Raw genomic sequence first — 5,483 nt, 5'->3', positions numbered from 1 at the left:
AGCTATAAGAGTTCTTAATATATTACCGACTAAGCATAAGTGTGCACCTCCAATTACCCGGAGAAACTTGATCTCAAACAATTTTATTTACGATTAGTTTTTGATGCATCTTTATAAAGAATCTTAATCCTGCTCCGCAGCCTGTATCAGATAGCTTTTTCATTCATTTTTTTTAAAAATGCTCTTAAAAATTTTTAATGGCTAAAGCCTATTCAAAGCCATTTAATTGACGCTCATCAATTTCTAAGCCAATACATGCTGTTGTTTTGCAATCCAATGCTTAAATTCATGCAAGCTACGCTTATAACTATTCAAAATCCCTTTCAGGCAGATAATTAAAGGAACACCATACCGTGCCGATGTTTAAGTCAAACGACTTCCATAAATTATTCAGACTATTTCAGCCGCAACGGCAAAAGGATCTGCAATGAAAATTTTTTCTCACTTTTCCTGGTTACGCCTATTCATTTTGGCATTATTAACCTCTCTTGCTGCCTGCGGAGGCAGTGGAACAAATAACGGAGCAGACAATGGAAACGGCAATGGCGATAGCGGGCAACCGGAAATATCGATTGCCGACGCCCAAGCGACCGACAGCGCTACGTCGATTGACGTCACTGTTTCCTTATCAAAAGCCAGCGACCAAACCGTGACCGTTAACTATGCCACCAGTGATGCGACGGCAATCGCCGGAACCGACTATGTTGCTACCAACGGTACCTTGACATTTGCTCCGGGTGAAACCAGCCAAACAGCAACGATTGCCTTGGTAGACGGTCGCGACACCAGTGTTATCAAAAGCTTTCAGGTCATTCTTTCCGAAGCAGTCAAAGCAACGATTACGGATGCCGAAGCGGAAATTTCACTTCTAGACGGCGAACACAGCGAAATGTTCAATAATCCGACCTACTCCAGTACCTGGGGAGTAAAAGGGGTCTTTACCAATGCCAGCACTTGTGCTTCCTGCCATACCGGCACAACAACAGTCATGAATTACAATGGCAAGGATGTCAGCCCGGCGACTCAGTGGAAACACAGCGTCATGGCACATTCATTAAACGATCCTTACTTCAATGCGGTCGTTGAAGAAGAAGTGCACATTTTCCCGGATAAAAAAGTTTTTATCGAAGATACCTGTCTGCGCTGTCACGCGCCGATGGCTTCAACGCATGCACATCAAAATATTGAACTGCTGACCGAAGACCCTACCGGCTTAAGCCCAGACGGCGGTTATCCGTTTGCTACAGCGATCAGCGAATCTCACGCTCGTGAAGGGATTTCCTGTACTGCCTGCCACCAAATTCAAGACCAGAATCTGGGTGAAGTAGCCAGCATGAGCGGGCATTACACCATTAAATCCGAGGAAGAGAACAACGGAGTTGCTCCAAGTATCTTCGGACCATTCCAAAGTCCGATCGGTCAGGCTATGCAAAATCAGACCATTTATACGCCTGAGCATGGAGCCCATATTCGCGAATCCGCCATGTGTGCTACTTGTCACAACCTCTATACTCCGACTCTGGATCTGGAAGGTAATCCTTATCTGGTAGACGGTTCCATGGCGCAATTCCCGGAACAGACGCCTTTCTGGGATTGGAAAAACAGTAAATATCCGGCAGAAGGACAAACTTGTCAGAAATGCCACATGGCTGAACCTGAACCAGGCTATACCACACCGATTACCACCCGTCCGAACAATGCAACCGACCGACCTGCCGCCTATGATGATGCCGACGGCGCTTTCTCGGTACACGAGTTTGTCGGTGGTAACGGATACCTGCTCGGGCTATTGAAAACCTATATGGAAGAATTGGGTATTGCCGATAAAACCACTGAAAGCGGATTCGATGAAAAAATCGCGCAAACCCGATCCATGCTTTCAAGAGCGGCCACATTGGAAATCAATCCGGTCAATAATGGCGGTAGCCTGTCTATCCCTGTGACCATTACCAACCTGACCGGCCACAGATTGCCAACCAGTTTCCCTTCGCGTCGTATGTGGGTTCACTTGAAAGTCACCGACACCAACGGCAGCATCGTCTTTGAATCGGGTGCAACGGATGATGACGGACTGTTGGCGAAAGACGATCAGTTTAACGCCTATGAGTGTTTGAAAATCGAAAAAGACCATACTTCCGGTTTCGATTACTCAAGCTGTTACGAACCGCATCACGATACGATTTCGGATGCTTCTCAAGTAGCAATATACGAACCGGTCTTAGGTGACGTCAACGGCGACATCACCCATGTTCTGCTGCACGCCAACCAATACCTCAAAGACAACCGTATTCCGCCAATCGGCTGGACGCTTGCCAACCGTCATCCAAACCCGGTCACTCCTGGCATGTATGACGACGATATCAACGGCTTGGCAACCGCGGATAGCAACTTTGCCAGCGGCAAAGACGGTTCCGGAGCGGACGGTAAGGACACTGTGACTTATGAAGTGAATACCACCGGCGCAACCGGTCCGTTCACCGTTGAAGCCGAGCTGCGGTACCAAAGCATCCGTCCAAGCTTCGTGCACGGCATGCACGCCGACGATCCTGAACACGGTATCGAAGGTGAGAGCTACGTTAAACGCTTTAAAGAGATGTACGAAGAGCACCCTCCGATTCCGGAGACCATCGCTACGGTTAATGCTTCCGTAAATTAAACCAAACAACGCCGCTAACCACAGCGGCGTTTTCTTTTATCGATCAAAAAAAGTGATCGATGAAAAGAAACCCAGAGGCTTAAAAGAAGAACCTCTCTAAAGATCAAGTATTGAGAGATACTGACAACTCATTCAAGACGGCAGTCAAAATCTTAAGGTGCCAATAAAATATTGCACTATGATTTAGTAATGAGCGCCATTAGTTTTACGCGCTCCAACTTTGGACAGCCAGCCCTTGCCGACCTTTACCGAAAATACGACAGCCTCCAAACAAATTCCAACGGAACTGAAATATTACATTAGCCTGTTAAGCTTTCTGTCGATTCTATGGCTGGTAACCCTGACCTGGTTCTATCTGAATTTAAAAATGCATTTTTCCTTGCCTGTCGTCTCTCTCTGGCTGGGGTTAATGCTCCTGACACTCGGCATTAGTCATATCTGGGCTTATCGCAGAAAAAACCGATCCCGCCAGCAAAACCCTATCGCATTTAATCGCCTTTGGTTTGGCCTGCTAACCTGGATTATGCTCCTTAATACCGGCTTACTATATGAAACCGGCGGAACCATCAATCCGCTCGTCCACCTGCTGCTCTTGCCGCTGGCCCTCGGAATGCTGATTCTTTCTCCGCGTTTCTTTATGAGCCTGGCAATGGTCTCGGCAGCCCTCTACCTGCTCCTTAGCAGCTACTACGTACCGATCATGTCGATGAAGGTGAACAGCCTGCAGGCTTTCTTCGCCTGGCATCTGCACGGCTCCATGTTGGTCTTTATGTTACTGGTTCTGTTTCTGGCGTTATTTATCCTGCCGTTAAAACACCGCTTGGAAAAACAGAAAGCGATTCTCGAACACCATCGAAATCTGGCCTTGCAGAACGAATACCTGCTTTCCGTAGCAGGGCTGGCATCCGCTTCGGCCCACCAGCTCAGTACACCTCTGAACACACTGTCTCTTATCGAGGAGTTATTGAAAAATGAAGTAGATAGTGAAGCAGGACGTGATTATCTGAATATTTTTTCGGAGCAGCTCCAAGTGTGTAACAAGGCCCTGCAAACACTTAGAAACCGTGCCGACTATACCCATCATGCCAAGCAGCGTTCGATTTTACTGTCCGAATTTTTATCCGATCTCAATCAGGAATTTGCACTTATTCAACCGCAGAGCAGTCTGCAGATTCATATCGACCCGCAACTCCAGCCAACCGAAAGCTTCGAATTAAAGGTCGACGAGAGCTTTAAACTGGCCTTGATGAACCTGCTTGATAATGCCGCCCGATACAGCCCCGACTTTATCGGCATTGCCTGGAGCCGTAATGACAATGTCCTGCAAATCACCATCCAGGATCATGGCGGAGGGGTTGAAGAAACGCAGTTAAACGAACTGGGCCAACAGCCCTGCAACGAATGCCACGGTTTAGGAATGGGAGTATTTCTAAGTCGCATGATCATACAACGCATGAACGGGCACTTGAACTTCCGCAATCGGACTTTCAATGATGCCGACAAAAACGAAACCGGCCTGGAAGTCGAAATTCTACTGCCGGTACATCGTTTAAATCTTAAGGAAATAGCCGATGAGTGAACTGACGACACCGCTACTGATGGTGGATGACGACCCGACTTTTTTACGGATTCTCCAACAGGCCTTCAAGCACCACCAGATTGCCACCGTGACTGCCCATTCCCCGCAAGAAGCGCTGCCACTTCTTCAATCGCATACCTTTCAGTACGCCATCCTCGATCTCAATCTGGATGGTGAAAGCGGTCTGAACTTAATGAAAGAGCTGTTAAGCAAGCATCCGCAATGCAAAGTGTTGATTCTAACCGGCTATGCCAGCGTCGCTACGGCCGTTGAAGCCATGCGCCTTGGCGCCATTGATTACCTCTGCAAACCGGCATCCATCGGCGACATTTTAAAAGCATTGGATTTGAATCCCGAAACGAACTCAAACAATGAAGCTGCCGTTTTAGAAGAAGAGAGTGACGAGTTTCAACCCATGTCGGTTAAACGATTGGAATGGGAACATATTCAGAAAACGTTAATTGAGCACGAAGGCAATATCAGCGCTACGGCACAGGCCTTGAACATGCACCGTCGAACATTACAAAGAAAACTGCAAAAACGCCCGGTAGAAAAATAAAAAAGCCGCTAAATAGCGGCTTTCGGAGCAATGGAGAGTAAATTAAGAACTTACCAAGATTTGTAAGGAAGGAATTTACCGTTCATTGTTACGACAACACGATCACCCATCGGGTTTTCTTCTTTATCAATGTGCATGGTGTAGTCGATCGCACTCATGATACCGTCACCGAATTTCTCGTGGATGATCTCTTTAATTGTAGGCCCGTAAACACCGACAATTTCATACAAACGATAAATCAATGGATCGGTTGGTACCAACTTGTCCCAAGATTTGTGAGGAAAAGCTTCCAAAGCCGTTTTTACTTCTTCACCCAATCCCAAAAAATCAGCTACTTTCCCTGCTTGTTCAGGATCCAAATGGTTCATCCCCAAACACGCCGAAGTTGTATAAACTTCACTTAGGCCCGCTGCTTCCGCAATATCACACCAGCCCACGTTTTTTTCCACTTTAGCTAATACAATTGCTTCTGTCATTTCTACTTTAGTCATCATAGTGTGTTTCCTCTCATTGAGATTTTATAAAAGTTACACTCATACAGAGCAATGCTTATACCAAAATAGATAACTTATTGATTTACATAAAAAATACTTGTTTACAATCTTTTTCAAAACCTACATTTATTTACATTTACTTACGATTTGTATCTAAATGTATCTATTTGTAAGACATTTGCTAACATTTAATCC

At 46.2% G+C, this 5,483-nt stretch carries 4 protein-coding genes; 3 read left to right on the top strand and 1 reads right to left on the bottom strand.

Going from position 1 to position 5,483, the window contains the following annotated elements; translation table 11 throughout:
- Window positions 1–427: 427 nt before the first annotated feature.
- The 3 genes from H8792_RS12280 to H8792_RS12270 all read left to right on the top strand — a co-directional run bounded on the left by H8792_RS12280 (window position 428) and on the right by H8792_RS12270 (window position 4,794).
- A complete protein-coding gene (locus tag H8792_RS12280) occupies window positions 428–2,656 on the top strand; it encodes a Calx-beta domain-containing protein (protein WP_185979281.1) in 2,229 nt (742 codons plus the stop codon).
- 220 nt (window positions 2,657–2,876) lie between these two features.
- Window positions 2,877–4,235: a sensor histidine kinase gene (locus H8792_RS12275; protein ID WP_185979280.1), complete on the top strand. Its 1,359-nt coding sequence runs from the start codon at window positions 2,877–2,879 to the stop codon at window positions 4,233–4,235.
- A complete protein-coding gene (locus H8792_RS12270) occupies window positions 4,228–4,794 on the top strand; it encodes a response regulator transcription factor (RefSeq protein ID WP_185979279.1) in 567 nt (188 codons plus the stop codon). Before H8792_RS12275 ends, H8792_RS12270 begins: the two co-directional genes overlap by 8 nt.
- Before the next feature lie 50 nt (window positions 4,795–4,844).
- On the opposite strand, the gene cynS is transcribed toward H8792_RS12270, so the two are convergent.
- The gene (gene cynS / locus H8792_RS12265) at window positions 4,845–5,288 is read right to left on the bottom strand and encodes a cyanase (RefSeq protein ID WP_185979278.1); all 444 of its coding nucleotides are present in this window, start codon (window positions 5,286–5,288) and stop codon (window positions 4,845–4,847) included.
- Between the last annotated feature and the right edge of the window lie 195 nt (window positions 5,289–5,483).

Source organism: Thiomicrorhabdus heinhorstiae, from assembly GCF_013391765.2.
GTDB lineage: Bacteria > Pseudomonadota > Gammaproteobacteria > Thiomicrospirales > Thiomicrospiraceae > Thiomicrorhabdus > Thiomicrorhabdus heinhorstiae.
This window is presented reverse-complemented; position numbering and strand designations above follow the sequence as displayed.

What these genes read in the sequence shown, in the direction of transcription:
- H8792_RS12280 (WP_185979281.1), top strand. Translation starts at nt 428, where the DNA reads ATGAAAATTTTTTCTCACTTTTCCTGGTTACGCCTATTCATTTTGGCA.
- cynS (WP_185979278.1), bottom strand. Translation starts at nt 5,288, where the DNA reads ATGATGACTAAAGTAGAAATGACAGAAGCAATTGTATTAGCTAAAGTG.
- H8792_RS12270 (WP_185979279.1), top strand. Translation starts at nt 4,228, where the DNA reads ATGAGTGAACTGACGACACCGCTACTGATGGTGGATGACGACCCGACT.